This is a genomic window from Ruegeria sp. G10, from assembly GCF_056533645.1.
This window is the reverse complement of the sequence record NZ_JBQFOQ010000016.1, coordinates 45,828-71,217: the sequence shown is the minus strand read 5'-3', so window position 1 is coordinate 71,217 and position 25,390 is coordinate 45,828. Positions and strand designations below refer to the sequence as shown.

The 25,390-nt window shown below is 60.6% G+C and carries 18 protein-coding genes; 11 read left to right on the top strand and 7 right to left on the bottom strand.

The genetic code is table 11. The annotated features are described in order from the left end of the window. The first annotated feature begins 186 nt into the window (after positions 1–186). The 3 genes from ACR0KM_RS19650 to ACR0KM_RS19640 all read left to right on the top strand — a co-directional run bounded on the left by ACR0KM_RS19650 (position 187) and on the right by ACR0KM_RS19640 (position 6,990). Positions 187–3,810 (top strand): beta strand repeat-containing protein, encoded by a 3,624-nt coding sequence (locus tag ACR0KM_RS19650; RefSeq protein WP_480861298.1) that lies wholly within the window; start codon positions 187–189, stop codon positions 3,808–3,810. Between the two features lie 64 nt (positions 3,811–3,874). Further along, entirely contained in the window at positions 3,875–5,623 is a 1,749-nt protein-coding gene (locus tag ACR0KM_RS19645) for a type I secretion system permease/ATPase (RefSeq protein ID WP_480861299.1), read from the top strand. Further along, the gene (locus ACR0KM_RS19640) at positions 5,620–6,990 is read left to right on the top strand and encodes an HlyD family type I secretion periplasmic adaptor subunit (RefSeq protein ID WP_480861300.1); all 1,371 of its coding nucleotides are present in this window, start codon (positions 5,620–5,622) and stop codon (positions 6,988–6,990) included. Before ACR0KM_RS19645 ends, ACR0KM_RS19640 begins: the two co-directional genes overlap by 4 nt. A 36-nt stretch (positions 6,991–7,026) precedes the next feature. Here the strand turns inward: ACR0KM_RS19640 and ACR0KM_RS19635 are convergent, their stop codons facing one another. Both ACR0KM_RS19635 and ACR0KM_RS19630 read right to left on the bottom strand, forming a co-directional pair. Next, positions 7,027–8,337 (bottom strand): GH1 family beta-glucosidase, encoded by a 1,311-nt coding sequence (locus ACR0KM_RS19635; RefSeq protein ID WP_480861301.1) that lies wholly within the window; start codon positions 8,335–8,337, stop codon positions 7,027–7,029. A gap of 1 nt (position 8,338) precedes the next feature. Next, positions 8,339–9,370, bottom strand: a complete 1,032-nt coding sequence (locus ACR0KM_RS19630) for a LacI family DNA-binding transcriptional regulator (RefSeq protein ID WP_480825233.1) — start codon at positions 9,368–9,370, stop codon at positions 8,339–8,341. A 214-nt stretch (positions 9,371–9,584) separates the two neighbouring features. Between ACR0KM_RS19630 and ACR0KM_RS19625 the strand changes: the two genes are divergently transcribed. The 5 genes from ACR0KM_RS19625 (at position 9,585) to ACR0KM_RS19605 (ending at position 15,830) form a co-directional block, all read left to right on the top strand. After that, entirely contained in the window at positions 9,585–10,853 is a 1,269-nt protein-coding gene (locus tag ACR0KM_RS19625; RefSeq protein WP_480861302.1) for an ABC transporter substrate-binding protein, read from the top strand. Between the two features lie 66 nt (positions 10,854–10,919). Beyond that, the gene (locus tag ACR0KM_RS19620; RefSeq protein ID WP_480532834.1) at positions 10,920–11,927 is read left to right on the top strand and encodes a carbohydrate ABC transporter permease; all 1,008 of its coding nucleotides are present in this window, start codon (positions 10,920–10,922) and stop codon (positions 11,925–11,927) included. Positions 11,928–11,936: 9 nt separating this feature from the next. Continuing rightward, the gene (locus ACR0KM_RS19615) at positions 11,937–13,085 is read left to right on the top strand and encodes a carbohydrate ABC transporter permease (protein WP_480734041.1); all 1,149 of its coding nucleotides are present in this window, start codon (positions 11,937–11,939) and stop codon (positions 13,083–13,085) included. A 9-nt stretch (positions 13,086–13,094) separates the two neighbouring features. Next, entirely contained in the window at positions 13,095–14,744 is a 1,650-nt protein-coding gene (locus ACR0KM_RS19610) for an alpha-amylase family glycosyl hydrolase (RefSeq protein WP_480861303.1), read from the top strand. A gap of 3 nt (positions 14,745–14,747) precedes the next feature. After that, positions 14,748–15,830 (top strand): ABC transporter ATP-binding protein, encoded by a 1,083-nt coding sequence (locus ACR0KM_RS19605; RefSeq protein WP_480861304.1) that lies wholly within the window; start codon positions 14,748–14,750, stop codon positions 15,828–15,830. On the opposite strand, the gene ACR0KM_RS19600 is transcribed toward ACR0KM_RS19605, so the two are convergent. From ACR0KM_RS19600 to ACR0KM_RS19580, 5 genes are all read right to left on the bottom strand, one after another. Next, the gene (locus ACR0KM_RS19600) at positions 15,827–17,104 is read right to left on the bottom strand and encodes an aspartate aminotransferase family protein (protein WP_480861305.1); all 1,278 of its coding nucleotides are present in this window, start codon (positions 17,102–17,104) and stop codon (positions 15,827–15,829) included. The two genes, ACR0KM_RS19605 and ACR0KM_RS19600, sit on opposite strands and share 4 nt — an antisense overlap. 3 nt (positions 17,105–17,107) lie before the next feature. After that, positions 17,108–18,211: a mandelate racemase/muconate lactonizing enzyme family protein gene (locus ACR0KM_RS19595; RefSeq protein WP_480861306.1), complete on the bottom strand. Its 1,104-nt coding sequence runs from the start codon at positions 18,209–18,211 to the stop codon at positions 17,108–17,110. 112 nt (positions 18,212–18,323) lie between these two features. Continuing rightward, positions 18,324–19,433, bottom strand: a complete 1,110-nt coding sequence (locus ACR0KM_RS19590) for a mandelate racemase/muconate lactonizing enzyme family protein (protein ID WP_480861307.1) — start codon at positions 19,431–19,433, stop codon at positions 18,324–18,326. Continuing rightward, a complete protein-coding gene (locus tag ACR0KM_RS19585; protein ID WP_480861308.1) occupies positions 19,430–20,512 on the bottom strand; it encodes an alcohol dehydrogenase family protein in 1,083 nt (360 codons plus the stop codon). The genes ACR0KM_RS19590 and ACR0KM_RS19585 overlap by 4 nt, the downstream gene beginning before the upstream one ends. Continuing rightward, entirely contained in the window at positions 20,509–22,962 is a 2,454-nt protein-coding gene (locus ACR0KM_RS19580; protein ID WP_480861309.1) for an FAD-dependent oxidoreductase, read from the bottom strand. The genes ACR0KM_RS19585 and ACR0KM_RS19580 overlap by 4 nt, the downstream gene beginning before the upstream one ends. 65 nt (positions 22,963–23,027) lie before the next feature. On the opposite strand from ACR0KM_RS19580, the gene ACR0KM_RS19575 reads away from it, so the two are divergent. Genes ACR0KM_RS19575 through ACR0KM_RS19565 form a run of 3 tightly spaced genes read left to right on the top strand, consistent with a single transcriptional unit; the run spans position 23,028 to position 25,386 of the window. Continuing rightward, a complete protein-coding gene (locus ACR0KM_RS19575) occupies positions 23,028–23,915 on the top strand; it encodes a MurR/RpiR family transcriptional regulator (RefSeq protein WP_480861310.1) in 888 nt (295 codons plus the stop codon). Next, the gene (locus tag ACR0KM_RS19570; protein ID WP_480861311.1) at positions 23,912–25,012 is read left to right on the top strand and encodes an aromatic ring-hydroxylating oxygenase subunit alpha; all 1,101 of its coding nucleotides are present in this window, start codon (positions 23,912–23,914) and stop codon (positions 25,010–25,012) included. Before ACR0KM_RS19575 ends, ACR0KM_RS19570 begins: the two co-directional genes overlap by 4 nt. Continuing rightward, a complete protein-coding gene (locus tag ACR0KM_RS19565) occupies positions 25,009–25,386 on the top strand; it encodes a carboxymuconolactone decarboxylase family protein (protein ID WP_480470619.1) in 378 nt (125 codons plus the stop codon). The genes ACR0KM_RS19570 and ACR0KM_RS19565 overlap by 4 nt, the downstream gene beginning before the upstream one ends. Positions 25,387–25,390 lie beyond the last annotated feature (4 nt).

The window sequence follows — 25,390 nt, the reverse complement described above, 5'->3', positions numbered from 1 at the left end:
AGTATCTGACAAAAACGCACTAAATTTCTGACGACCTCGCAGGTTATGTGACTATTTGCGAAGGTTATATGCCCCATTCAAAGGAAGAATTTCAAAAGCTTATGGCGACCCGCAACTGATGAGACAGCGGACAAACGGCCCCGGGTTTGATGTCCGTCCGATTTGAACTCATCAGGGAGATTCCCAATGCTTTCCGACTTTCTCGCATCCCTGCGCGCCAGATTGCTGACGACCTCGTCACTGGCCCAGGAAACGGTCCGTGACGGGCAGACACTGTCCAACGGCTTTTTTCAGAACACCGTGGTCGACAACACCCCGGCCTTTGTTCTGGACAATGATTTCGCGCGCCTTCTGAACTTTGGCCAGATCACCACCAACAACGCCGTGGCGGCCGTTTCGGTCGAAGGTGAAAACGCGCAGGTCTTCAACTTCCGCTCAGGCAGCATCGAGGCGAACTCGGGCCCCGACGCGCTGGCCACCGGCATTCAGGTCACCGGCAGCGCCGACATTCGCAACTTTGGCGAGATCGCGGGTGAGTTTAACGGCGTTCAGTTTGCGGGCGCAGGCAGCTCGGGCACTCTGGACAACTTCCGGGGCGGCGTGATTTCCTCGGACAGCCGCGCAGTTGATATTCAGGGCGAAGGTGTCAGCGTTCGCAACTTTGGCGACATCATCGGCACTGGCGATCAGCGCAACGGCACGATCTACACCAACTCGACCGCCGAAGACGTCACCATTTCGAACTTTACCGGTGGCACCATCGACGCGGGCGTAGAAAACTTCGGCGCGGGCGTGTCGTTCCAGGTCGGGGATGAGGTTGGTGACCGTGTGTCCAATACCTTGTTCAACGGCTTTGGTGCGACCATTCAGGGTCGTGGTCAGGAAGCATCGAACACGCCGGGTGCCGGTGACGGTATCCGCATCAACAATGGTGCCGAAGGTACAATCTCGGAAACCGACATCGTCAACAGCGGCTTGATTTCGTCCGACAGCGATCAGGGCACTGCAGGTGGTATCCGCATCGCCGACGGCGCAGCGGCTGAAGGCCGTATCCTGAACACCTCGACCGGTGTGATCGAAGGTGTGCGCAATGGTCTGTATATCGGTGAGGCCGAGCATGATCTGGACGTACTGAACTTTGGCACCATCCAGTCGGGCAGCCGCGCAGTGAACATCGACGGGACCGGAGTTGACCTGACCAACGGTGGTACCATTCTGGGCACCGATGATCAGCGCAACGGCACGGTTTATGCCGATGGCACGGCGGATGACTTCTCGGTCCGCAACCTGGCCAATGGTCTGATCGATGCGGGCGACGGCAATCAGGGTTCGGGCGTTGGTGCCGAAATCGGCGGAGCCGAGGACGGTGCAAACACCTTCACGCTGGAAAATGACGGTATCATCATCGGTCGTGGCAATGCCGCCGCCAATGTTGGTCTGGCCGGTGACGGTGTGCGCGTCGGCAATGTCGGCAACTCGGGCACAACCGATGCCACCATCACCAACACTGGAACCATCCTGTCGGAAGGCGCAAACGGTACTGTCGCCGGTGTGCGCGTCGTCAACGGTGTGAACTTCCAGGGTACGCTGACCAACTCGGGCCTGATTGCAGGGGTGCAGAACGGTGTCTACTTCGGCACGGGTGATCACTCGGGCGGGTCGTTCCTGAACACGGGCATCGTGACCTCGGACAGCCGCGCGCTGAACATTGACGGCTTTGGTCTGGATGTGCGCAACGAAGGCGATATTCTGGGCACAGGCGACCAGCGTAACGGGACTGTCTACGCTGACGGAACAGCCGATAACTATACCTTCACCAACACCGGTCTCGTGGATGCGGGCTTTGACTACAGAGGCTCGGCTGTGTCGCTGCAAACCGGCGATGTGGATGGGGACGTGGTTTCGGCTGCGATCTTCAACGAAGGCACCTTCCAGGGTCGCGGCGACGCAACCGAAGGCAATCAGGTTGGCGACGGCCTGCGCCTGTTCAGCAATGTCGAAGACGCAAGCTTTGCCGGTCTGGTGCAGAACAGCGGCTTGATCGCAGGGTCTGAAGACAGCGATGCCGCAGCCGGTATCCGCATCGATGGCGGGCTCGAGCTTCTGGGTGCCATCATCAACGAAGGTGAAATCCGCGGTCAGGTCAACGCGATCGACGCGACCGAGGCAGGCTCAGTGACATTCGTTAACGATGACGAAGGTGTAGTAAATGGTAACGTGTTGCTGGGTGCCGGAGACGACATCGTTGTAGACCTCGGTCAGATCAATGGTGTCGTCGACGGCGGAGCTGGTGATGACGTTCTGATTACTGGTAACGGTGACAACGTGATCGTCGGCGGCCTCGGGAACGACTTCATCGAGGGTGGCGAAGGCTTTGACACAGCCGATTTCTCGGATCTGGATGTGTCTGTCGAAGTCAGCCTGGATGCCAATGGCAACGGTACGGCTGTCCGTGACACCGGGTTCAACGTCAGCGTTGTGAACCAGGCCGTGACGGCACCTGGCCAGTTCGGCTCGGCCATTGCGGATGGAGCGGCGTTTGTAGAACAGGCTGCAGCCAACAACCTGTACTACAACATCCACACAGCAGACTTCCCAGGTGGTGAGATCCGCGGCCAACTGCTGGTCGATAGCGATGTCACCGTGGACGGTATCCGTACCATCACGCTGAGTGGTCCGCTGGATGCGGCGCAAGAGCCTGGACCGTTGTCCGACAGTGAGGCGACCGGTTTTGCCACGGCTGTTGTTGTTCAGAACCTGGAAACCGGTGAGGTCACCTATTCCAGCGAACTGAGCGTCACCGGTCTGAACGAAGCCGATCTGCTGACCCCGATCCCGGGTGTTGTCTCGGCCATCCACCTGCACAACGCACCTGCTGGTCAGAATGGCCCGGTGGTCCAGGACACGCTGGTCGATGCAGGCGCGACGCTGGATGTGGACGCCGTGGGCGGCACCGGAGTTGTTGGGCTGGACGTCATCGACAACCAGATCGAGACCGACATCCTCAGCTCGATCGAGCGGGTTGTGGGCTCGGGTGACAGCGACACCATCGATGTGTCGGGCTTCAACGGTGTCACCGTTGATCTGGACCTCAGCGGTCCGGCCCCGAACGCGGCTGGCAATGGCGACGAAGGTCCGCAGGACGGTGCCATCATTCAGAACGGAGTGATCGTTGCAGAAGTCGATGACTTTGAAAATGTCATCGGCACCAGCGGCAATGACCTGCTGCTTGGCAACAACGAGTTCAATGTACTCGACGGTGCAGGTGGTAACGACTCGATCCATTCGTTCGGTGGGGCTGACATCATCATCGGTGGTGAAGGCATCGATACCGCGCTGTTCACTGCAGGCCCGGGCGTTGTGCTGGACCTCGATGAGGACGGCAACGGTGTTGCACAGGTCAACGCGCCGGATGGTGCCACCCTGGATCAGGTCTTCGGTTTCGAGAACATCAGCGGCTCGAACAACGCAGGCAGCCCGAATGGCGGCAACGACATCCTGTCCGGCAACTCGGGGTCGAACACCCTGAACGGTCAGGCGGGTGACGATGTGCTGAACGGTGAGGGTGGCGATGACATCCTGATCGGTGGCGCAGGCAACGACACCTTCGTCTTCGAGGGCGACTTCGGCAACGACGTCATTCAGGACTTCCAGGCTGGCTTTGACCAGTTGGCATTCGGTGACTTCGAAGGCCCGCTGAACGTCAGCCAGGATGGGGCCGACGTGGTTCTGTCCTTCTCCTCGGACAACTCGGTCCGTTTGGCGGGCGTCAATGCCAGCGACCTGACAGACGACGACTTCGTCGCCTGATCAACAGACCAACGGGGTGGCGGCACAGGCCGCCACCCATTCACCCTGAAAAGAGATCACCGTCATGTTTCAGAAAAAATCATCCGTCAAAACAGCTTGGGCCTCGCTACGAGGTGGCTTTTTCGCAATCGGCTTTTTCAGCCTTGTTCTCAACCTTCTCATGCTCGCCGGTCCGCTTTACATGCTGCAGGTCTATGACCGCGTATTGACCAGTCAGAACATGGACACCCTGATCGCCCTGACCTTGCTGCTGGGTGGCGTGTTCCTTGTCACCGGCCTGCTGGACCTGATGCGGGTGCGCATCCTGAACCGGCTGGGTGCGCGGTTCGAACTGAAGATCGGCGCGCCGCTGCTGCAGGCCTCGATCCGTCGCCGCCTGCAGGGTAAATCCGCAGTCGGGGATAACCCGGCCGCAGACATCACCGGTCTGCGCGACTTCATCTCGGGGCCCACGCTGATTGCGTTCTTCGATGCGCCGTGGATTCCGATCTATCTGGCGGTGCTGTACATGCTGCACCCCTATCTGGGCGCGCTTGGCCTTGCCGGGGCGTTGACCCTTACAATTCTGGCCCTGATCAACAATTCGCGCGCCGCCGGCGTCATGCAGGACGCATCCCGCGCGCGCAGCAGGTCCGACGCTTTGTTCACCGCGAGTGAGCAGAATGCAGAGCTTGTCCACGCCATGGGGATGAATGGTGATCTCGCCCGGCGCTGGACAGCTCTGCAACAGGATGCACATACGCTGAAAACCCGCGTGGCCGACCGCATCGCCAGTTTCTCGGTTCTGTCCAAGACGATCCGCATGGCGCTGCAGTCGGGCATGCTGGGCCTTGGCGCGGCGCTGGCCATCACCGGTCAGGCCACCGCCGGTGTTATGATCGCGGCAACCATCGTGCTGGCCCGCGCGCTGGCCCCGATCGACCAATTGATCGGCCAATGGCGCGGTTTTCTGGCGGCGCGCGGGTCTTACAAAAACCTGCGGGCGTTGGACGAGGCATTCCCCGCGCAACCCAAGCGCCTGCGCCTGCCGCGTCCGCAGTTTTCGATCAATACCGTGATCGCTCAGGCTGGTCCGCCGTTGGCGCGCAATGCCACGATCAGCGATATCGAGTTCGCGTTATCGGCTGGTGACGTCATGGCCGTCATCGGTCACAGCGGTTCGGGCAAAAGCACGCTGGCGCGGATGCTTGCCGGCATCTGGACGCCCCAGCGCGGCGCGATCCGGCTGGACGGGACGCCGATGGCGAAATGGGACCCGGAAGAACTCGGCCAAATGGTTGGCTATCTGCCGCAGGACGTGCAGCTGTTCGACGGCACCATTCGCGAGAACATTGCCCGTTTTGCGACCTCGGTCGATGACGCCAAGGTGTTCGAAGCTGCCGTTGCAGCCGATGTGCATGGCCTGATCAGCAACCTGCCCGATGGCTATGACACCCAGTTGGGCGATGGGTTCCACCTGTCCGGGGGCCAGCGTCAGCGTATCGCCCTGGCGCGTGCGTTGTATGGCGACCCGTTCATTCTGGTGCTGGACGAACCGAACTCGGACCTTGATGCGCAAGGAGAGCTTGCCCTGCGCAACGCCATCCGTGCAGCCAGCGCGCGCGGGGCGATCACCTTTGTGATGACCCACCGCCCCAGCACGCTGGAAGCGGTGAACAAGGTCCTGACGCTGAGCAAAGGGACGCAGACCGGTTTTGGGAACAAAGACGATATCCTGCGTCCGCGGCAGCAGACCGGCCTGCCGCCGCAGGCCCCCCCTCAGATCGCGGCGCATGACGCGCAGCAGCCCGCACAGAAAGGAGCAGCCCAATGACACCTGCAGTTTACAACAGCCCCGATCAAGGTCTTCTGCGCCTTGAGGACTATAACAGGGTCGAACAGAAGGCCCCCGGTGCAGGTATCAAGGGCTTTGTGATCCTTGGTCTTCTGATCGTGGCGGGATTTGTCGGAGGCTCGGTCTACTGGGCGGCGGCGTCGAAACTGGACGGCGCGGTTGTCGCCCCGGCCTCATTCGTGGTCGAGGGCAACCGCAAGACGGTCGAACATCTGGACGGCGGTATCGTGCGCAGCATTCTGGTCGCCAATGGTGATCTGGTTGAGGCGGGGCAGACGCTGGTCGAACTCGACAGCACCGATCTGGACGTCAATCTGGACGTGATCAAAAGCCAACTGGGCGAGCTGACGGTCCGTCGCGCCCGTCTGGTGGCGCAGATCCGTGACGAAGGCCGGTTCGAACGCGCGGATGTCGATCAGATGATGCGTGTCGAAATGGATCGTGGTGACTGGCAAGACGCATTCCTGACCCAGAAACTTTTGTTCGACGCGGAACGGCGCACCCGCGCGGCGGAACAGAATCTGCTGAACCAGCAGATCGCCAACCTGCAGGACCAGATCACCGGGCTGCAAGCGCAGCGTCAGGCCAATTCCCGCCAGATGGACATCACCCGCGAAGAGTTGGGCAATCTGGAGACCCTGCAGGCCAAAGGTCTGGTCGCCGCCAACCGCGTCAACGGCCGCCGGGTCGAGGTCGAGCGCCTGATTGGGGTCGAGGCCTCATTGAACACGCAAGAGGCGCAGGCCCGCAACCAGATCAGCGAACTGCAACTGGCCAGCATCGGCCAGCAGACCCAGCGCGCCGAGGCGGTTTCGACCGAGCTGGCGCAGGTCGAGGCGCTGCTGGCCACGCTTGAGCCGCAGTATGTCGGCGCTGCCGAGCGGCGCAAACGCGTTGCGGTGACGGCTCCGGTCAGCGGACGGGTCGTCGGCCTGACGGTGTTTACCTCGGGTGGCGTTGTGCGTCCGGGCGAGCCCATTATGGACATCGTTCCAGCCGATCAACCTTTGATCGTCGAAGCGCGGGTGAACACCGCCGATATCGAAAAGCTGTTCGTCGGCCAATCCACCCGCGTGCGCCTGTCGGCCTTCGATCAGGGTGAGGTGCCCGAGGCGACCGGAAAGATCACCGATATCTCGGCCGACAGTCTTGAGGATGACCGCACCGGGCAACCCTATTACCTGGCGCAAATCAAGCTGGATGAGGCGCAGCCCGAACAGGTCGCCTCGCTGGATCTGGTGCCGGGCATGCCTGCGGACCTGTTTGTGAATACAGGCGAGCGTACCGCTCTCAGCTATCTGGCACAGCCCTTGCGCGACCGGCTGGCGCGCACCTTCATCGAGTGACTTTTGTGGCCGCCGGCGTTTGCGTCGGCGGCTACGCTAACTGCGCGACAGGGCTTGTTGCAACGCGTGGTAAGATGCCTTGGGCGTGCGCTGCAGCGTGTCGAAATCCACATCGACCAGCCCGAAACGCTTTTCATATCCCAGCGCCCATTCGTAATTGTCCAGCAGCGACCAGACGAAATATCCTTTGACCGGTACGCCCGCATCCAGCGCCGTTCGAACCTCGGCCAGATGCTGATCCAGATAGTCGATGCGGTCCTGATCCTGCCTCCGCTCCGGGCTCGCCATGCCGTTCTCAGTGACGTAAATCGGCAGATCACGGGTGTAGTCTTTTGCGGTGCGGATCAGGAAGCGCGAAAGCGCAGCGGCGTCGATCTCCCATCCCATCTGGGTTTTGGGCAGGGGGCCCGGCACTTCTGTCAACGACGGCCACGGGCTGTCTGCAGGCGTGATCAGCTTGCGGGTGTAGTAGTTCAGCCCGCACCAATCGACCGGCGTCCCGATCACGTCGAAATCATCCTGCCAGCCTGCGGGCAGATGGGGTGCCAGACCCTCAAGAACATTCTCGGGGTAGGATTTGTTGAACACGCCGCCCAGAAAGAACCGATTGTATATCCCGTCATAAAGCGCCGCCGCGGTCCGGGCCGCGTCGCTGTCATCCGCCGGTTCAGCCCATTCCAGATTGAACACGGCGCCCAGATTGGACATGCCCAGCCCCCGCATCACCTGAATGGCGCGGCCATGGGCCAGCAGCACGTGATGCATCGCGCGGGCGGTCGCGCGGATGTCGCGCAGGCCGGGGGCGTGGTGGCCGTCGAAGTGGCTCAGCCAACTGACACACCATGGTTCATTGATCGGTGCAACACTGTGCATCCGGTCGCCGATCCGCTCCATGATGACCTGTGCAAAATCTGCAAACCATCCCGCGATATCGGGGTTACGCCAACCGCCAAGATCGGCCAGCGGCGAGGGTAGCTCCCAATGATACAGCGTGGCACAAGGCTTGATGCCACGTTCCAGCAGCGCGTCTGTCAGTCGGTCATAGAAATCCAACCCTTCCGGGTTCGCTTGTCCGCGCCCTTCAGGCAGAACCCGCGCCCAGCTGGTCGAGAAGCGGTAGCAATCGAAACCTGCATCCCGGATCAGGTCAAAATCCTCTTCGAACCGGTTGTAGTGGTCGCAGGCCACATCCCCGTTCTCAGCCTGTGCAACATTACCCGGTGTGGCGGCGAAACTGTCCCAGTGGGTCACCCCTGCGCCACCCTGCGCATGCCCTTCGATCTGATAGGCCGAGGTCGCAACACCAAACAGGAAGTCTGACGGAAAATCTGCGCGTTTGTGTTTCATATCAAGACCTTTGTGGTGCGGGCCCCGTTGAACTGCCGACAACCAACTCGGCTTCTAATAGGCATGTTTTAGGAGGGGCGTTCGGGACGTTGATGCGTTCGATCAGCATTTCTGCGGCCAGTTCGCCGGCATGGCGCACGGACGAGCGTGTCGCCGTGAAGATGGGCACATCCCTGCCATTGCGCATGTAGGACAAATCATCGTCATGGGCGATAACAGATACATCATGCCCCATCCTCAGACCGTTCTCTTCCAGCGCACGCCGTACGCCAACGGCCGAGATAATGGACGAAGCCAGTATGGCGGTCGGAGGATCATCGCGCCTGAGCATTTCACAGGCGGTCTGATGACCATAAATCTCGGTCATTTCGGCGCTGCGCAGCAGGTCCGCATCTGGCGCAATGCCGGCCTCAGCCAGAGCAGCCATATAGCCGTTTCTGCGGCGCTGGGCGAAATCCATTTCTTCCAGACCGTTGATCAGTGCGATGCGCCGATGCCCAAGGTCAATCAGGAACCGGGTCGCGCGTTCGAAAGATCGCTGGTTGTTCACATCGATCCAGTCATAGGGCATATCGGCTCCGGTCGATCTGCCATGAACAATGAACGGCACGCCCATCTGCGACAGAACCGCGATCCTGGGCTCATTCACTTTGGGTCCCTGCAACACCACGCCATCGACCACGCCACGATTGAACAGACTGCGATATGAGGCTTCGATCGATGTGTCAGGCGCGTGTGTGAACATCATGTCATAGTTGTTTTCAGCGTATTTCTGGGCCGCGCCAGCAACAAAATCCCCGAAGATAGGGTTGACCATCTCGTGTTGCGAAGAGGTTGGAATCACATGGCCAATCACCATAGAGCGCCCTGTTGCCAGCCCCTTGGCGCGGCTGTTGGGGCGGTATCCGTGCTTGTCGGCGGCGGCCTGAACCCGGATGCGCGTATCCTCTTTCACCTCCGGGTAGCCGTTCAATGCACGACTGACTGTCGTCTGCGAAAGACCGAGGATTTCCGATAGTTGCTTTAGGTTCATATTTTCAAAGCGCCTTCAAATTGGAGCTGATAGAGTTGTGTTGTGAATTTCTTCCGTCGTCAACCTGTTTCGTCACGGCGTGCGTATTGCGCCTGAAAATCGATAAAAAGCTAACGAAATGTTGACAGGGCACAAATGTTAGCGGATAAACCTGATTGTCCAAAGCGCTTTGAAAAAAAATCTCGACGCGCGGAACACAGTGGGAGGAAAATTCATGAAACACTCGCTTTACGCAGGCGCGGCCACGTTCGCCCTGATGGCGGGCGCGGCGCAGGCCGACAAGGTGACCGTGTTCGGGCCCTGGCTTGGGCCGGACCAGGAAAATGTCGAAAAGGTTCTGGACGGCTTCGCCGCCGCGACGGGTCATGAATATGCCTATGTCGGCTCGGACAGTTTCGAGCAGCAGATCAGAATCGATGCCGAGGCCGGATCGGCCCCGAACGTGGCCGTCTTCCCGCAGCCCGGTCTGGCGGCGGATATGGCCAAGTCGGGCTTTCTGACCCCGCTAAGTGACGGAACAGCGGATTGGATTCGCGACAACTATGCCGCCGGTCAGTCCTGGGTCGATCTGGGGACGTATCCGGGAGCTGACGGGCAGGACCATCTGTACGGGTTCTTCTACAAGGTCGATGTGAAATCGCTGGTCTGGTACGTGCCCGAGAACTTCGAGGACGCAGGCTATGAGGTCCCGACGACGATGGAAGAGCTCAAGGCGCTGACCGACCAGATCGTCGCTGATGGCGAGACGCCGTGGTGCATCGGTCTGGGGTCCGGCGGCGCGACCGGCTGGCCCGCGACCGACTGGGTCGAGGACATGATGCTGCGCACCCAATCGCCCGAGGACTACGACGCCTGGGTCGCCAATGAGATGAAGTTCAACGACCCCAAGGTGATCGCGGCCATCGAGGAATTCGGAGCTTTCGCCCGCAATGACGATTATGTTGCTGGCGGTGCGGGCGCGGTGGCGACCACGGATTTCCGCGACAGCCCCAAGGGCATGTTCAGCTCACCCCCGCAATGCTATCTGCATCGTCAGGCCTCGTTCATTCCGGCCTTCTTCCCCGAAGGCACCGTTGTGGGTGAGGATGCCGACTTCTTCTACTTCCCCGCCTATGAAAGCAAGGATCTGGGCAGTCCGGTTCTGGGGGCCGGGACGCTCTGGGCGATCACCAATGACAGCCCCGCGGCGCATGATCTGATTACCTATCTGCAAACGCCCGAAGCGCATGAGATCTGGATGCAGCTGACCGGCTTCCTGACCCCGCATAAGGGCGTCGATACGTCGCTGTTCTCGGACCCGACGCTGGCAAAGATGAACGACATCCTGCTGGGCGCGACCACCTTCCGGTTTGACGGGTCTGATCTGATGCCGGGCGGTGTGGGTGCGGGCACCTTCTGGACCGGCATGGTCGATTACGCCGGCGGCAAGCCCGCGCAAGAGGTGGCCGACGAAATCCAATCCTCCTGGGATGCGCTGGATTAAGCGCGTCTGACAGCGGGCGGTCCGCGCGACGGGCCGCCCAATCCCCCTTTGGCAACGGAGAGCGTCATGCATCCGGCACTTCAGGGCCTGCTGACCATCGCCATCGGCGTGTCGGGCTGTGTGGGCTATTTCTACCTGTCGAACCAGTTTCTGGACAAGATTCTATTCCCGGCGCGCGGGCCGAATGCAGGTCGCAATATCAACCGCGCCAACATGATCCGGCCCTGGCTGTTTCTGTTTCCCGCGCTGCTGGCGCTGGGTCTTTATCTTGCCTATCCGGTGGTTGAGACGCTGCGCCTGTCGCTGACGGATCGCATCCCCGGCGGCGGTTACGAATGGGTCGGGCTGGACAATTATCGCCAGATGGCTGCCGAGCCGAAATTCTGGGAGGCCATGCGCAACAACATGCTGTGGCTGATCGTGGTTCCGGCGATGTCGACCGCGTTCGGGCTGCTGGTGGCGCAGCTGACCGACCGTATCCGCTGGGGCAACGTGGCCAAGGCGTTGATCTTCATGCCGATGGCGATCTCATTCGTAGGGGCCTCGGTGATCTGGAAGCTGGTCTATGATACGCGGCCTGCGGAACAGGATCAGATCGGTATCCTGAACGCGCTTTACATCTTCTTTGGTGGGACCGAGCCGCAGACATGGCTGACCATCCCGTTCTGGAACAGCTTTTTCCTGATGATCGTTCTGGTTTGGATTCAGACGGGCTTTGCCATGGTCATCCTGTCCGCCGCGCTGCGCGGCATCCCCGAGGAAACGATCGAGGCCGCCATTCTGGACGGTGCCAACCCGTTCCAGATTTTCTTCAAGATCAAGGTGCCGCAGATCAAGACCACGATTCTGGTGGTGTGGACGACGATCACTATCACCGTGCTCAAGGTCTTTGACATCGTTTTTGCCATGACCAACGGGCAATGGGAAACGCAGGTTCTGGCCAATTACATGTTCGACAAGCTGTTCCGCGCCAATGACTGGGGCGTGGGGTCGGCCTCGGCCATGGTGATCATGCTGCTGGTGACGCCGATTCTTGTCTGGAATGTGCGCAATGCGCGCAAGGAAATGGAATAGGGGGTCGGCATGAACGATATTGCAGGAACCAAACCGGCCCTCAGATGGGTGGTCCATGCCTCGGTCCTGTTTCTGGTGGTGCTGTGGGTGTTTCCGACGCTGGGTCTGCTGATCTCGTCCTTCCGGACGGCGGATCAGATCGCGACAAGCGGCTGGTGGCGGTCGCTGTTCCCGTCCGAGCAGAACCTGACCCTGCGCAGCGCCGCACCCGAGACGCAGGTGCTGCAGAACGGGCTTTATGTGATCGAGGGCAATCTGTTTGACGCAGGCGTGACCGCGAAGATCTCGAAATGGGGCGTCAGTTCCCGCGCGGTCGATGCCTTCACACCGGGCGAGACCGCCGAGCTGCGCCGCGGTGGCACGATCACCGTCGATGCCGATGGAAACTACCGGATGGAAAACCCCGAGGAATTCTCGGGCAGCCGGGGTGCGCGCGTCTTTGTGACGGCCGAGTTGCCGCCCGAATTCACGCTCGACAACTATCATAAGGTGCTGCTGGCCGAAGACAGCACCGACAGCATGGGCAAGGCCTTTTTCAACACGCTCACTGTGACGATCCCGGCAACGATCATCCCGATCCTTGTCGCCGCCTTTGCGGCCTATGCGCTGGCATGGATGGATTTCCCGGGCCGCGCCCTGCTGATTGCAGCGGTGGTCGGATTGCTGGTTGTTCCCTTGCAACTGGCGCTGATCCCGCTGCTGAAACTTCACCTGAATATCGGGATACCCAAAGGCTATCTGGGCGTCTGGCTGGCGCATACCGGGTTCGGGATGCCGCTGGCGATCTATCTTTTGCGCAACTACATGGCCGGACTGCCGCGCGATCTGATCGAAAACGCCCGGGTCGATGGCGCGACCGAGTTCCAGATCTTCACCAAGCTGATCCTGCCGCTCAGCTTCCCCGCGCTGGCCTCATTCGCGATCTTTCAGTTCCTGTGGACATGGAACGATCTGCTGGTCGCCAAGGTGTTCCTGATCGACGCCACCGGCCAGACCACGGTGATGACCAACCGTATTGTCGAGCTGTTGGGCACCCGTGGCGGCAACTGGGAAATCCTTGCCACGGCGGCATTTGTCTCGATCGCGGTGCCGCTGGTGGTCTTCTTTGCAATGCAAAAATATCTGGTCCGTGGCCTGCTGGCCGGGTCCGTAAAATAAGGGCGTGTTATGAACGTGCAAACCACAGCATTCAAAACAACCGAAGCAAAGTCCGACTGGTGGCGCGGCGGCGTGATCTATCAGATCTATCCGCGCAGCTTTCAGGACAGCAATGGCGACGGGATCGGAGACCTCAGGGGCATCACCCAGCGGCTGGGCTACATCGCCTCGCTGGGGGTCGATGCGATCTGGATTTCGCCGTTCTTCAAGTCTCCGATGAAGGATTTCGGATATGATGTCAGCGATTACCGCGATGTCGATCCGATGTTCGGCACCATGGCGGATTTCAAGGAATTGCTGGATCAGGCCCATGCGCATGGGCTGAAGGTGATGATCGACCTCGTGCTGTCGCACACATCGGACCAGCACCCGTGGTTCGGCGAAAGCCGCGCCGACCGCGAGAATGCGAAATCCGATTGGTATGTCTGGGCGGACCCCAAACCTGACGGGACGCCGCCGAACAACTGGCTGTCAATCTTTGGCGGCTCGGCCTGGCAATGGGATGCGCGGCGGCTGCAATATTACCTGCACAACTTCCTGACCTCGCAGCCGGACCTGAACTTCCATTGCCCCGACGTGCAGGATGCGCTGCTGGATGTGGCCCGGTTCTGGCTGGATCTGGGGGTCGACGGGTTCCGTCTGGACACGATCAACTTCTATTTCCACGACGCGCAGCTGCGCGACAATCCCGGCCTGCCGATGGATCAGCGCAATGCCTCGATCGCGCCGATGGTGAACCCCTATAACCATCAGGATCACCTGTATTCCAAAAGTCAGCCCGAGAATATCGCCTTCCTCGAACGCCTGCGCGCCCTGACCGACGAATACGAAGGCCGCGCCTGTCTGGGTGAGGTCGGCGATGCGCAGCGCGGGCTTGAGATCATGGGCGAATACACCACCGGCGATAAGCGGATGCATATGTGCTACGCGTTCGAATTCCTTGAAAAGCGCGCCCTGACGGCGGCCTATGCCAAGCAGGTTTTCGATCAGCTTGAGGATAAAGCGGGCGACGCATGGCCTTGCTGGGCGTTCTCGAACCATGACGTACAGCGTCACGCCTCGCGCTGGGGGCTGGATGAGGCGGCGATCCGGCAGCACGCGGTTCTGATGATGTGCCTGCGCGGGTCCGCGTGCCTCTATCAGGGTGAGGAATTGGGCCTGCCCGAGGCCGATGTGGCGTTCGAGGATCTGCAGGACCCCTATGGCATTGAATTCTGGCCGGAATTCAAGGGCCGCGACGGGTGCCGCACACCGATGGTCTGGGCCGCGCAGGACGAACAATCCGGGTTCAGCACAGGCCGTCCGTGGTTGCCGGTCAGCTCGCCTCAGGCCGAGCGGGCGGTGGACCGGCTGGAGCAGGACCCGGCATCGATGCTGCACCATTACCGCCGCGCCATCGCGCTGCGCCACGCGCATTCCGCGCTGATGTCCGGGGCGCAGTCGGGGATGGCGCAGTCCGGATCGGTGCTGAGTTTCACTCGCGAAGATGCCGCGCAACAGGTGTTCTGCGCCTTCAATCTGGGATCAGACTCCGCCGAGGTGACCCTGCCCAGCGGTGACTGGCACGTGATCGGGGAGGAGTTGGGCGGCGTTCACGGGGACGGCACGGTCGTGCTGAACGCCGCTCAATTCTGTCTGCTGGCCCGGGAAAAGAGGTAAACCATGTCGGAACTCAAGCTCACGGATGTGGCCAAATCTTATGGCCCGGTCGATGTCCTGAAACATATCGACCTCGAGATCGAGCAGGGCGAACTGATCGTGTTCGTCGGCCCCTCGGGCTGTGGCAAATCCACCTTGCTGCGGATGATCGCGGGCCTTGAAAAGATCACCGGTGGCACGCTCGAGATCGAGGGGCTGGTGGTCAACGATGTGCCGCCCGCGCAGCGGGGCATCGCGATGGTGTTCCAGTCTTACGCGCTTTATCCGCATATGACGGTGCGCGAGAATATGGCCTTCGCGCTCAAGATCGCCAAGATGCCAAGCGCCGAGGTCGATGCGGCCGTGGAACGCGCCGCCCAGATCCTGCAGCTTGAACCGCTGCTGGATCGCTTGCCCAAGGCGCTGTCAGGCGGGCAGCGTCAGCGGGTCGCCATCGGCCGCGCCATCGTGCGCGACCCCAAGGTCTATCTGTTCGACGAGCCGCTCTCGAACCTTGATGCCGCTCTGCGCGTGGCCACCCGGATCGAGATCGCGCGCCTGAAAGAGGCAATGCCCGACAGCACGATGATCTACGTCACCCATGATCAGGTCGAGGCGATGACGCTGGCCAGCCGCATTGTGGTTCTGGCCAACAAGGGCATCGCGCAGGTCGGCACGCCGCTGGAACTGTATGAAACGCCCGACAACGAGTTCGTCGCTCAGTTCATCGGCTCACCCGCCATGAACCTGCTGCCGGGTACCATCACCGGAACCGGAGAGAACACTACCGTGGTTCTTGAGGATGGCGGGGTCGCTGTGTCTTCGATCCGGACCGAAGCGGCAGATGAAGGAAAAAAGGTCAATATCGGTGTCCGACCAGAGGATATGGTGATGACGGACGGCGAGGGTATCTACTCTGGCGTGGTCGATTTCACCGAGGCGCTGGGTGAGGTCACGTTGCTTTACTTCGCGACCCCTGAAGACCGCGAGGCTGTGATCGCCAAATTACCGGGCGTTCAGCGCAATCTGCGCGGTCAGAGTGTGTCTGTCACGGCGGCCCCCGAGAAAGTGCATTTGTTCCACAATGGCCAGTCGATGCGACGCTAGGGGCTAGATATCGCCGCAACGGCGGCGTTTACCGCCTCTTGTGTCAGGTCCAAATCTGTCTGTGTTACGGCCAGCGACGGGTAGAGTTTGCCCGGAGACTTGAACACGCCCTTTTCGCGCAACACGGCGTTATAGCGCGCGTTCCGAGCGGGATCATCGTGGGTCGCACTGCGATAGTCGCGACAGGTCTGTTCTGTGAAATAGATGTCGAACAGCGTCTCATCTCCGCAAATCTGATGCGCAATTCCGGCTTTGGTCAAAGCGTCGGATTGCATCATCTGCAGTTTGCGCCCGATTTCGCGCAGGTGGTCGTAGGCGCCGTCGCGGGTCAGAATCTCCATGGTTTTCAAACCTGCAGCGGCGGCGACCGGGTTGCCCGACAGGGTACCAAGCTGCATCAGCCAACCTTCGGCTCCGACCTTGTCCTTGTCGAAATGCTGCATGATTTCGGCGCTGGCCCCAAGCGCTGCAAGAGGAAAGCCCCCGCCGATGATCTTGCCCAGAGTGCAGATGTCGGGCACCACACCGTAACATTCTTGTGCGCCGCCATAGGCGAGGCGGAAGCCGGTAACGATCTCATCAAAGATCAGCAACACGCCGTGTTTGTTAGAAAGATCGCGCAACCCCTGCAGATAGCCCGGCGCGGGCGGGATAATCCGTTGCAAAGGCTCGACCATGATTGCGGCCACGTCGTCATGTTCGTTTAGCAGCGCTGCGACGGCCTCAAGGTCGTTGTAAGGGGCGATCAGCATCTGATCCGCGACACCTTGTGGGATACCGGCACTGTCGGGCACCGCTTGCGGGAAATTCACCCGTTTCGCGGGGGCGAGGCTCATCTGTGCCTCGGCGCTCATGCCGTGATAGCCGCCTTCGAATTTCAGGATCTTGTCCTTGCCGGTATAAGCGCGCGCCAGACGGATCGCGTACATATCGGCCTCACCGCCCGAGGCGACGAAGCGCACTTGTTCACAGCACGGCACGGCGTTGACGATGGCTTCGGCCAGTTCCACGCCTTTGCTGTTATTGGCGAAAAAGGTCATGCCCTTCGGCAGTTGTTCCAGCACGGCCTCCATCACCTCGGGGTGGCCGTGGCCCAGCAGCATCGGGCCGGAACCGATCAGGTAATCAACATACTCCTTGCCATCTTCATCCCAGACGCGGCTGCCTTCCCCACGCGCGATCAGGATACCGGGGTCAAAATTGCCGAACCCTCCGGCGGGCAGAACCTGTTCGGCGCGGGCGATCCATTCGGATTGAGTGTGAAGTTTCAGCATCTGTCAGGCCATTTCCAAAATCGGGGTTCCAAGGAGGTCGGGGTCGGGCGCTACGCCCAGCCCCGGACCGTCGGGCGGTGCAATCCGGCCATCTGTGCGCACCGGCGCATCCGGGCACAGACGTGGTGACACGTAAGCGGACAGATCGCAGGTGTTCAACAGTGAGCCATGCGGTGTGGAGGCGGCAAAATGCAACGAGGCAGCGGTCACAATGTCCGACCCCCAAGTGCATTCGGCACATATTTCGGCCCCCAGATGCACGGTCAGATCGCGGGCGCGGCGCATGGCCGACAGGCCACCGAACTTCGACAGTTTCAGCGCAACCGCATCCATGCAGCCCAGTTCAGAAGCGCGCAGCAATGACGCCAGATCATGCGCGTTTTCGTCGATTTTCATCGGCAGCCCAGTGGCCTGACGCACGGCGGCGCAATCCTCAAGTGTTTTGCAGGGTTGTTCCAGCATCACGTCCAGATGCGCCACAGCACGACCGGTGCGGGTGGCCTGCAGGCGCGAGGCCCCGCAGTTCCAGTCGCCATAGACCAGAGGGCCGTTATCCACAGCCTCGCGCACTTTGGCTAGTCTTTCTGCGTCGGCCTGCCAGTCGCCTTCGACCCCCAGCTTGACCTGAAACTGTCGGATACCAGTTTGATAGGCGGCCTGGGCGATCCGCGCCATCTCATCCGGGGCGACGCAGGTAATGGAGTGATAAAGCGGCATGTCCTTTTGGGCCCGCCCGCCCAAAAGGGCGTAAACCGGTTGCCCCGTGGCTTTCCCGAACAGGTCCCACAAAGCGATATCGACGATCGACTTGGCGTGGGCATGACCTTGCAGAACGCCATCCAGTTTCCGCATTGGCGCATCGACGCCAAACGGAGACATGCCGAGGATCTCGGGTGCCATCTCGGCCACCGCGCTTGGGACGCCTTTTGCGAAGGCAGGCAGGTAATGCGGAATCGGGCAGACCTCGCCCCAGCCTTTCAGGCCCGTATCGGTTTCCAGACACAGCACATGGGTTTCGACCGTGGCACAGGTCTTGCCGTCGGCCATGTAGTAGGTTTCGTGGCTGGTCAGGTCGATGGACCAGAGAGAGAGTTTTGTGATCTTCATATTAACCACCAGTCGGATTTGGCTGCGGCGGGAGCAGAGGGGCCAGCCCCTCTCTTGGCCTTTGGCCAATTCACTCCCCGGGATATTTTTGGCCAGATGAAGGGGCGGATCATCACGGGGCCTCGTAAGTTGCGATAGGAGTGCCGAGGCTGTCGAAGTCAGGCGTGACGCCCATCCCGGGTGTGTCGGTAGCATAGAGTTTGCCATTCCGTGCCACCGCGCCGCCGCTCCCGGTAGAGCGCGTATTGTAATTCATCAGGTCTGTGGTGTTCTGCAGATACTCGGGCGGGGTTGAGGTGGCGAAGTGGGCGATGGAGGCGGTGGCGATTTCACCGCCCCATGTGTCCTCGGCGACCACTGGGATGCGGTTTTCGATCAGGTAATCGCGTACCCGCCGCGCTTTGCTGAGCCCGCCGAGGTTTGAGATTTTCAGGCAGCATATTTCGGCACCGCGATCCGCGACGATCCGTTGGGCCATGCGCATTCCGGTCAGGCATTCGTCCAGCTTCATGGGCTGATCCGCGACGCGGCGGACCTGCTGGCATTCTTCATAGGTTCGACAAGGCTGTTCGAGGATGAAGTCCAGATCGTTTGTCGCCCGCGCCACCCGGATTGCATTGTCGACGCGCCAGCCCTGATTGGCATCCGCCATCGCCGTTTCCTCGGCCTTCAGCAGGGGTACGGTTGCGCGTATCCTGTCGATGTCGGTGGCCCAATCGTTGCCGACCTTGATCTGGAACTGGCGATAGCCCTGATCGCGATAGGCATTCATCTCGGCGATGGTTTCATCCGTCGCTTTCTGCGGCGCGACCCTATACATCGGCGCGCCATCGGTCAGCTTCCCTCCCAAAAGCATCCAAACCGGCTGGTCGCAAGCCTGCCCGAGGATATCCCAGCATGCCGCATCAAACGGAGCCTTGGCGTAGCCGTGGCCTTGCACCAGATGATCCATCAGCTGCTCGATCCGTCCGACCTGTCGCGGGTCTTCGCCCAGCAGGTCGGGGGCGATCAGTTTTGCCAGTGCCGGAACGCCCTGAGAGTGGGCGATCATGTAGTTTTCACCGCAGGGCGTGAACTCGCCACAGCCTTGCAGCCCTGCATCGGTGTCGATGACCACGACCGAGGCCGTCGCCGTTTCTATCGCATTCCCCGCGCCCCAGACATACGCGCCGCCCACATAAGGCAGCCCGGTCTGGTAGATGCGGATACGGGTGATTTTCATGGGATGACCACGATGTTACCGGTGTGTTTCTTGGCGATGAACGCGGATTGCGCTTGGTGCAGATCGCGCAGCGGATAGGTCGCGGCGAGGGCGGGTTTGACCTCGCCCGCCTCGATGTATCGCACGAGGTTCTGCATGACCTCGGGGTCGATCACGGTCGAGCCGGTGAAGGTCAGATCGCGCAGATAGAAGGTGCGCAGGTCAAAGTCGACCATCGGACCTGCGATCGCGCCCGAGCAGGTATAGCGCCCGCCGCGCTCGAGGATGTCTATGAGTTTAGGCCAACAGGGCCCGCCCACCACATCCGCGAGGACGGTGATCTTTTCATCGCCCAACGCGGTGCGCAGGTCATCGGGTGCCCGGGGCAGGATGCGGTCGGGGCCGAGCTTGGCAACGTCGGCGTGTTTGGCCTCGGACGCCATGGCGATCACCCGTGCGCCGCGGCGTTTGGCCAGTTGCACCAATGCGCCGCCCACGCCACCCGACGCGCCGGGGACCAGAACCGTGTCACGTTCGGAAGCATTTGCGCGGGTCAGCATTCCTTCGGCGGTGGAGTATGAGCAAGAGAATGTGGCCAGCTCGGCATCGGACAGTGGGGATTGGATCGAAATGGCGTTGCGTGCAGGGATAGTGGTGTATTGCGCGAATCCGCCGTCGCGTTCCGAGCCGAAATAGCCGGTCTTGTCCTTGTTCTGTGGGTCCGCCGGATCGCGTATCCAGCAATCTGTGATCACCCGCTCACCGATGCGGTTTGGATCGACGCTTTCGCCAATGGCCACGATCTGGCCGCAGACATCCGCGCCCTGAATGCGCGGGAAAACCAGAGGCGCGCCGCCCCATGTCGGGTCATCCTTGCCCACGTCGTCGAAGGCGCCTCCGGTCGTGGCATCGCTCACGGTTTTCGAATACCAGCCGGATCGCGTGTTCACGTCGGTATTGTTCAACCCACAGGCCCCGACCCGGATCAATACTTCGCCCGGGGCGGGGGTGGGGCAGGGCCAGTTCTCGTGCCAGACCATCTGATCCAGATCACCGTGGCCCATCGTGACCATGGCTTGCATGGTGGCTGGCTGCGTCATTGCGCGGCTTCCAGCGCAGCATCGGTGCGCGGCAGCAGACTTTGCGGGTCATATGCAGGTTCGGACAAGACGCGCGCGGTACGCGGGGTGCCGTGGATGATGACCTGCAGTTCGGTGCCTGCTGCGGCGGCTTCGGGTTTGATGTAAGCAAAGGCGAGGATTTTGCCGACTGTGTGCCCATAAGCCACGGATGCGGTCGAGCCCACTACGCGCCCGTCCAGCAATACGGCTTCGCCGCCATGTCCGTCGATCTCTCCGTCCGGTTCGATTTCGAGATAGGCGCAGATCCAAGGCAAGTCGGTGTTCAGGGTTTTGTCCTTGCCCAGATACTCCTTGTCTGTTCGTGCAAAACGCAACACATCGGCCTCGGCCAGTGTCACCTCGTTGGTCAGCTCTCCGGCTCCCTTGAAGCCTTTCTCCATGCGCATCACATTCATCGCGAAGCTGCCGTAATCGGTGATCCCATGGGTTTCTCCTGCAGCCCAGAGCGCGTTGTAGACGTCCAGACAGGCGGCATTGGGCATGTGCAGTTCCCAGCCAAGCTCTCCGGCATAGGACATGCGGAAGGCCCAAACGTCGTGACCCGCGATCTTAATCTGCTGTGCTGAAAGCCAGCGAAAACCGGCATTGCTAAGGTCAGCATCTGTGCAAGCGCCCAACACATCGCGCGACCTTGGCCCGTTCAGGGACAAGGCCGACCAATCGGCGGAAAGCGCGGTGATCGTGACTTCTTCTTCGTTACGCTGTTGCGCCAGATGATCCAGCAGGCGTTGTTCGAAGAATGCTGCACAGACGAGGTAATAGCGATCGTGAGCCATGCGCACGATGGTTGTTTCCAACTCAATCCGACCCCGGCGGTTCAACATATGGGTCAGGGTGATTGAGCCATCCTTCTGCGGCATCCGGTTCGCGGTCAGACGATCCAGCAAGTCATAGGCACCCGGGCCTGAAACCTCGACCTTGGTGAAGGCGGTGAGGTCCATGACGCCGACCCGTTCGCGCACCGCTTTGACCTCGTGCGCGACCATGACGTCGGCTGGCGTTCGGCGGAAAGAGTAGTGATCCTGCTGCGCCACGCCATCGCGGGCGAACCAGCGCGGGCGTTCAAAGCCATAGACTTCTTCATGCACCGCGCCCTTCGATTTCAGTACCTCATGCAGCGGAGACGGTTTGATCGGGCGACCTGCCAACCGGTTGAAATGCGGGAAAGGGATTTCGTGACGCAGGCAATAATCTTCCTCGGCCTTGATAACCTGCCAGTCTTTCGTGGCGTAGCTGCCAAAGCGGCGCGGATCATATTCGCGCATTGAGATATCGGCAGCGCCATGCACCATCCATCGCGCCAACTCGCGCGTCAGACCCGGCCCCCAGCCGATCCCGATCTGCGTACCGCAGCAGCACCAGTAATTCCGGACGCCGGGCGCAGGTCCGATCAGCGGGTTGCCGTCCGGGGGATGGCTGATTGCGCCGTGTACTTCGCGCTGAATGCCAAGCTCGGCGAAGATCGGCATCCGGTTCAGGCTTTCCTCAAGCCACGGCATCACCCGGTCGTAATCCGCATCGAACAGCCAGTTCTCATAGTCCCACGGGCAATGGTCGTGCCAGACCGAATTGGGGTTCTCTTTCTCGTAAATCCCGATCAGGCCACGTTTTTGTTCCATCCGTATGTAGCCCGACACTTTCTTGTCGTCGCGGATCACCGGCAGTTCTTTGTCCAATGCTTCGAACTGAGGCACCGGCTCGGTCACAAAATAATGGTGCGTCATCGATGTCATAGGCAACTGCAGGCCGGACCATTCGCCCATTTGCCGCGCATAGGTGCCGCCCGCGTTGACCACGTGTTCGCAGGTGATCGGCCCTTTGGGTGTTTCAACAACCCATTCGCCGTTTTCGGCCTGTGTTATGTTGGTCGCCTGACAATGCCGGATGATCCGGACGCCTTTCCGACGCGCGCCCGCAGCCATCGCCATGGTCACATTGGTCGGGTCCACATGACCATCATCAGGCGTGTGCAGCGCGCCCAGCACGTCCTCCAGATTGTAAAACGGATGCAACTCGGCCACTCGGTCCGGGCCGACAAGCTCTATGTTGAAACCCAGCGAGCGGCCCACGGACAGCGTGTGGCGCAGCCAGTCCATTTCATCCTCGGTATAGGCGAGCCGGAACGAGCCGCAGCCATGCCATGTCACCGCCTGCCCGGTCTCGGCCTCCAAGGCACCGGAATAGAGCCCGATATTATAATCGACGCATTTTCCCAGACCAAAGCTCGAGGTCGAATGGGTGATCTGCCCAGCCGCGTGCCAGGTGCTGCCGCTGGTCAGTTCGGCCTTTTCCAGCAGCACGGTCTCTGCGCCCCAGCCTTCGTGCCCAAGGTGGTAGGCAAGGCCTACGCCCATCACTCCGCCACCCACAATAACCACGCGTGCGTGGGTCGGGAAATCAGATGCCATCGGATTATTCCTCTGAGTCGATTTTGTCTCGACAGCGTAAGCAAACAAAAGTACCATCGTCAATCATGAATGGGACAAATGTATCAAATACGATTCTCGAACGGTTGGCGGATGAACTGTCCGAGCTGACGCCCGAGGCGCGCAAAGCCGCGACTTATGTGCTGGAAAACCCCCGTGACGTGGGGGTTTCTACCGTGCGCGAGATTGCTGAGGCCGCGAATGTGAAGCCCAACACCATCGTCCGCATGGCGCGGCAGGTGGGGTTCGAAGGCTATGAGGATTTCCGCGTGCCCTTCCGCGACGCGATCCGGCGCGGACAGGCCGATTTTCCCGACCGCGCCCGTTGGCTGCAGGACATTCGCAAGTCCGGCAACATGGGCGGGCTTTATGCCGATATGGTTCAGGACGCCCTGCGCAATGTCGAAGAGACCTTTGCCAATATCTCCTCCGAACAGTTGAAAGCTGCCGCCGAGGATATCTGGAACTCGCGCAATGTGTTCGTGCTGGGTGTGGGCGTGAACAACTCGAACGCGCGGAACTTTGTCTATCTGGCATCAACCGGGATGGTCCAGTTCCACGCCATCCCGCGACCCGGATCAAACCCGATCGATGATCTGGCTTGGGCGGACAAGCGTGACGTGCTGATCGCCATGACCTGCAAACCGTATCGCAACGAGGTGGTCGAGGCGGTGCAGGTTGCGCGCGAACAGGGGTTAAAGATCGTCGGCCTATCGGACAGCCCGGCCAGCCCGATCCTGCGCGCGGCGGATCATGGCTTTGTCATCTCGGCTGATACGCCGCAATTCTTCCCATCCTCGGTCAGCACGGTTGCCCTACTGGAAACGCTGCTGTCCTTCGTGATCGCCGTTGCCAGCGATGAGATCGTCGAGCGGGTCGAGACCTTTCACAAACGCCGCCATCAGCTTGGCCTTTACCACGCGGAGGAATCGTGACAGCCCCCATCCAATCCCTCGCAGCCCGGTATTACACAGACCCAGCCATCTTTCGCATGGAAACAGACGGTCTGCTGGCACGCACATGGCAGTTCGGTTGCCACGCCTCGGAACTGGCCGAGCCGGGCGCATACGTGGCGTTCGAAGTCGCCGGACAGGACTTGTTCGCCATCCGGGGCCGCGATGACAAGATCCGCGTATTCTACAATGTCTGCCAACACCGCGCGCACCAACTGGTCGAAGGCACCGGAACAACGCGCGTCGTTGTCTGCCCTTACCACGCCTGGACCTACGAACTGACCGGAGAGCTGCGCGCCGGGCCGAACCTGAAGGCGGTTGAAGGGTTCGACAAATCCTCGGTCTGCCTGAACGAGGTGCGAAGCGAAGAGTTTCTGGGATTTGTCTTCGTCAACCTCGACCCCGACGCCGCACCCATGGACGACTGGTTCCCGAACGCGCGCTCCGAGCTCGAGGAATGGGTGCCCAACTGGGCCGATCTGAAGCCGCTGGAATGGGTCGAAATACCGGAGCTTTGCAACTGGAAGGTCTCGGTCGAGAACTACTCGGAATGCTATCACTGCTCGCTCAACCACCCGACCTTTGCGAACGGAGTGGTGAAGCCTGAAACCTATGACATCCAACCTCAGGGCATGTGCCTGCGTCACACGACCGAATGCCAGAGTCTTGAGAATATGACCTATGATATTCAGTCAGGTTTCAAGCATTTCGACGAATATTCCAGTTGGTTCCTCTGGCCGATGTTCTCATTCCAAGTCTATCCGGGGAACGTGCTGAACACCTATCACTGGCGCGCTGTGGATGCCGATCATGTGGTGGTCTGGCGCGGCTGGTATTCGGTGGGTGGCGTGGACGATCAAAAGATACGGCAACTTGCCGCGCAGGATCGGGCAACCACGGTGGAAGAGGATATCCGGCTGGTCGAATCCGTACAGCGCGGCCTGCATTCACGCGGCTATCGCCCCGGTCCGCTGGTGATTGACCCCAAGGGCGGCGTAAACTCGGAACACCCCGTTATGCACTTGCAGAAATGGATGCGCGAAGCCATCGACGAACAACCTCAGAGGACCGGATCATGAGTACATTTGACGAAGACCTGTTCCTGAAAGGTCTGGAACAGCGCAAGGCAACGCTGGGCGCGGAATACGTGGAAAAGAACCTCGCAGCTGCCGACGATTTCACCCGCCCGTTTCAAGAGGCGATGACGGCGTGGTGTTGGGGCTTCGGCTGGGGCGACGACGTGATTGACGCCAAGACGCGGTCGATGATGAACTTGTCGATGATCGGCGCGCTGGGCAAGATGCATGAATGGGAGATCCACTGCCGGGGTGCCATCAACAACGGCGTCACCACCGAAGAAATCCGCGCCATCATCCACGTGATCGGCATCTATTGCGGTGTGCCGCAGGCGCTGGAGTGCTTCCGCGTGGCCCGCAAGGTAATCGAGGGCTAGGCAC

Coding starts and splice junctions, on each gene's coding strand:
- ACR0KM_RS19590 (WP_480861307.1), bottom strand. CDS start 19,433: ATGAAAATCACCCGTATCCGCATCTACCAGACCGGGCTGCCTTATGTG.
- ACR0KM_RS19610 (WP_480861303.1), top strand. CDS start 13,095: ATGAACGTGCAAACCACAGCATTCAAAACAACCGAAGCAAAGTCCGAC.
- ACR0KM_RS19585 (WP_480861308.1), bottom strand. CDS start 20,512: ATGACGCAGCCAGCCACCATGCAAGCCATGGTCACGATGGGCCACGGT.
- ACR0KM_RS19600 (WP_480861305.1), bottom strand. CDS start 17,104: ATGCTGAAACTTCACACTCAATCCGAATGGATCGCCCGCGCCGAACAG.
- ACR0KM_RS19640 (WP_480861300.1), top strand. CDS start 5,620: ATGACACCTGCAGTTTACAACAGCCCCGATCAAGGTCTTCTGCGCCTT.
- ACR0KM_RS19580 (WP_480861309.1), bottom strand. CDS start 22,962: ATGGCATCTGATTTCCCGACCCACGCACGCGTGGTTATTGTGGGTGGC.
- ACR0KM_RS19615 (WP_480734041.1), top strand. CDS start 11,937: ATGAACGATATTGCAGGAACCAAACCGGCCCTCAGATGGGTGGTCCAT.
- ACR0KM_RS19575 (WP_480861310.1), top strand. CDS start 23,028: ATGAATGGGACAAATGTATCAAATACGATTCTCGAACGGTTGGCGGAT.
- ACR0KM_RS19635 (WP_480861301.1), bottom strand. CDS start 8,337: ATGAAACACAAACGCGCAGATTTTCCGTCAGACTTCCTGTTTGGTGTT.
- ACR0KM_RS19625 (WP_480861302.1), top strand. CDS start 9,585: ATGAAACACTCGCTTTACGCAGGCGCGGCCACGTTCGCCCTGATGGCG.
- ACR0KM_RS19645 (WP_480861299.1), top strand. CDS start 3,875: ATGTTTCAGAAAAAATCATCCGTCAAAACAGCTTGGGCCTCGCTACGA.
- ACR0KM_RS19595 (WP_480861306.1), bottom strand. CDS start 18,211: ATGAAGATCACAAAACTCTCTCTCTGGTCCATCGACCTGACCAGCCAC.
- ACR0KM_RS19650 (WP_480861298.1), top strand. CDS start 187: ATGCTTTCCGACTTTCTCGCATCCCTGCGCGCCAGATTGCTGACGACC.
- ACR0KM_RS19630 (WP_480825233.1), bottom strand. CDS start 9,370: ATGAACCTAAAGCAACTATCGGAAATCCTCGGTCTTTCGCAGACGACA.
- ACR0KM_RS19565 (WP_480470619.1), top strand. CDS start 25,009: ATGAGTACATTTGACGAAGACCTGTTCCTGAAAGGTCTGGAACAGCGC.
- ACR0KM_RS19620 (WP_480532834.1), top strand. CDS start 10,920: ATGCATCCGGCACTTCAGGGCCTGCTGACCATCGCCATCGGCGTGTCG.
- ACR0KM_RS19605 (WP_480861304.1), top strand. CDS start 14,748: ATGTCGGAACTCAAGCTCACGGATGTGGCCAAATCTTATGGCCCGGTC.